General features: G+C 66.2%; 2 protein-coding genes. Both read left to right on the top strand.

Annotated features, from left to right (window positions below):
- The first annotated feature begins 2 nt into the window (after positions 1 to 2).
- Positions 3 to 2,804, top strand: coding sequence for a hybrid sensor histidine kinase/response regulator (locus IVA74_RS00585; protein WP_247338795.1), 2,802 nt, complete (start codon positions 3 to 5; stop codon positions 2,802 to 2,804).
- Between the two features lie 108 nt (positions 2,805 to 2,912).
- On the top strand, positions 2,913 to 3,355 hold a 443-nt coding region (locus IVA74_RS00580), incomplete at its 3' end, for a chemotaxis protein CheW (RefSeq protein ID WP_247338793.1).

Below are 3,355 nucleotides of genomic sequence, written 5' to 3'. Positions count from 1 at the left end.
TCATGGATGATCTGTTGCGGGAGTTTTTGACGGAAACCGGCGAGAGCCTGGACACGGTGGACAATCAGCTTGTGAAGTTCGAGCAGGAGCCGAACAACGCCAAGATCCTGGATAACATCTTCCGCCTGGTCCACACCATCAAGGGCACCTGCGGCTTCCTCGGATTGCCGCGCCTGGAAGCGCTGGCGCATGCCGGCGAGACGCTGATGGGCAAATTCCGTGACGGCATGCCGGTGACGGGGCAGGCGGTGACGGTGATCCTGTCCTCGATCGACCGCATCAAGGAAATCCTCGCCGGTCTGGAGGCGACCGAAGCCGAGCCCGAGGGCACCGACCGCGACCTGATCGAGAAGCTGGAAGCGATGGTCGAGCACGGCATGGCGGCGATGTCAGCAGGTGTTGCTGCTGCTCCCGTGGCCGAATCGCCGCCGCTGGCGCCGGAAGCACCTGTCGCCGTTGAAGCCGCGCCGACCTCCGGCGTGTTGGCCGACCAGACCCTGGAGCGGCCGCTGCGTCTGGGCGAAGTGTCGCTCGACGAGCTCGAGCGCGCCTTCCGCGAGACCGCGATCGAAGCCCCGGCCCCCGCGCCCGTTGCCAAAGCTGAAGTAAAGACCGAGCCCGCGCCGGCCGCTGAAGCGCCGGCGCCTGTGGCGAAGGAAACGGCGAAGGACGCCAAGGACGCCAAGGCAAAGCCCGCCCCGAAGAAGTCGGGGGCCGACGAGACGGCCTCCGAGGGCGACCGCATCGCCAACCAGTCGATCCGCGTCAACGTGGATACGCTGGAGCATCTGATGACCATGGTCTCCGAGCTGGTGCTGACCCGCAACCAGTTGCTGGAGATCTCCCGCCGCAACGAGGACACCGAGTTCAAGGTGCCGTTGCAGCGGCTGTCCAACGTCACCGCCGAGCTGCAGGAAGGCGTCATGAAGACGCGCATGCAGCCGATCGGCAATGCCTGGCAGAAGCTGCCCCGCATCGTCCGCGATCTCTCGGGCGAACTCGGCAAGCAGATCGAGCTGGAGATGCACGGTGCCGACACCGAGCTCGACCGCCAGGTGCTCGACCTGATCAAGGACCCGCTCACCCACATGGTGCGCAACTCCGCCGACCATGGCCTGGAGACCCCGGCCGAGCGTCTCGCCGGCGGCAAGGGCGAGCAGGGCACCATCCGCCTGTCCGCCTATCACGAGGGCGGCCACATCATCATCTGCATCGCCGACAACGGCCGCGGGCTCAACACCGACAGGATCAAGGCCAAGGCGATCTCCTCGGGTCTGGCCACCGAGGCCGAGCTCGAGAAGATGAGCGAAGCCCAGATCCACAAGTTCATCTTCGCGCCGGGCTTCTCGACCGCGGCCGCCATCACCTCGGTGTCGGGACGCGGCGTCGGCATGGACGTGGTGCGCACCAATATCGACCAGATCGGCGGCACCATCGACATCAAGTCGGTGGCCGGCGAGGGCTCCTCCGTCACCATCAAGATCCCGCTGACCTTGGCCATCGTCTCCGCGCTGATCGTGGAGGCCGCCGGCGACCGTTTTGCGATCCCGCAGCTCGCCGTGGTCGAACTGGTCCGTGCCCGCGCCAACTCCGAGCACCGCATCGAGCGCATCAAGGACACCGCGGTCCTCAGGTTGCGCAACAAGCTGTTGCCGCTGATCCACCTCAAGAAGCTGCTCAAGATCGACGACGGCGCCGTCTCCGATCCCGAGAACGGTTTTATCGTGGTGACCCAGGTCGGCAGCCAGACCTTCGGCATCGTCGTCGACGGCGTGTTCCACACCGAAGAAATCGTGGTCAAGCCGATGTCGACGAAGCTGCGTCACATCGACATGTTCTCCGGCAACACCATTTTGGGCGACGGCGCGGTCATCATGATCATCGACCCCAACGGCATTGCCAAGGCGCTCGGCGCCGCCGGCGCCTCGGCCCATGATATGGCCAACGAGAACGGGGCTCATCACATCGGAACGGGCGAGCAGACCACCTCGCTGCTGGTCTTCCGCGCCGGCTCGTCCCAGCCCAAGGCGGTCCCGCTCGGGCTGGTCACGCGGCTGGAGGAGCTGCCCGCCGACAAGATCGAGTTCAGCAACGGCCGCTACATGGTGCAGTACCGCGAGCAGCTGATGCCGCTGGTTGCCATGGAGAGCGTCACCATTGCCAGCCAGGGCGCCCAGCCGATCCTGGTGTTCTCCGACGACGGCCGCTCCATGGGCCTCGTCGTCGACGAGATCATCGACATCGTCGAGGAACGGCTCAACATCGAGGTCGGCGGCTCCAGCCAGGGCATTCTCGGCTCGGCCGTGATCAAGGGCCAGGCCACCGAAGTGATCGACGTCGGCCACTTCCTGCCGATGGCGTTCGCCGACTGGTTCACCCGCAAGGAGATGAAGCCGTCGCTGCACTCGCAGTCGGTGCTGCTGGTCGACGACAGCGCGTTCTTCCGCAACATGCTGGCTCCGGTGCTCAAGGCCGCCGGCTACCGGGTCCGCACCGCGCCGACCGCGCAGGAGGGCCTCGCGGCTCTGCGCGCACAGACCTTCGACGTGGTCCTGACCGACATCGAGATGCCCGACATGAACGGGTTCGAGTTCGCGGAAGTTATCCGCTCCGACAGCAATCTGGGCGCGATGCCGATCATCGGCCTCTCGGCGCTGGTGTCGCCGGCGGCAATCGAGCGCGGCCGTCAGGCCGGCTTCCACGACTATGTCGCCAAGTTCGACCGTCCCGGTCTGATCGCGGCGCTGAAGGAACAGACCGCGGGCGCCGCCGGCGCCTCCGAGCTGAGCCGGGCGGCGGCGTAAGAGCATGATCCGGAAAAGTGTGAAGCGGTTTTCCCTCGCGACAAACGCGGAACGCGTTTGCGCGGAGATCATGCTCCAACAAACCGGCATGGATCAGGAGATACGCACATGACCAGGAAGACCCCGTCCGGCGAAGGCGCCATGGTCGAATACGTCACCGCGATGATCGGCGGCCAGCTGTTCGGCCTGCCGATCTCCCGCGTCCAGGACGTGTTCATGCCCGAGCGCGTCACCCGCGTTCCGTTGTCCTCGCGCGAGATCGCGGGCGTGCTGAACCTGCGCGGCCGCATCGTCACCGTGGTCGACATGCGCGCCCGGCTCGGCCTGCCCAGGCCCGAGGACGGCAAGCCGCCGATGGCGGTCGGCGTCGACCTGCGCGGTGAATCCTACGGCCTGCTGATCGACCAGATCGGCGAGGTGCTGCGGCTTGCCGAAGACAACATGGAAGAAAACCCCGTCAACCTCGATCCCCGCATGGCCAAGCTCGCCGGCGGCGTCCACCGCCTCGACGGACAGCTCATGGTCGTCCTCGACGTCGATCGCGTCCTCGA

It is taken from the genome of Bradyrhizobium sp. 132 (assembly GCF_023074185.1).
In the GTDB taxonomy this organism is placed as follows: Bacteria; Pseudomonadota; Alphaproteobacteria; order Rhizobiales; family Xanthobacteraceae; genus Bradyrhizobium.
The sequence above is the reverse complement of the archived record's forward strand: the minus strand, read 5'-3'. Positions and strand labels throughout refer to the sequence as shown.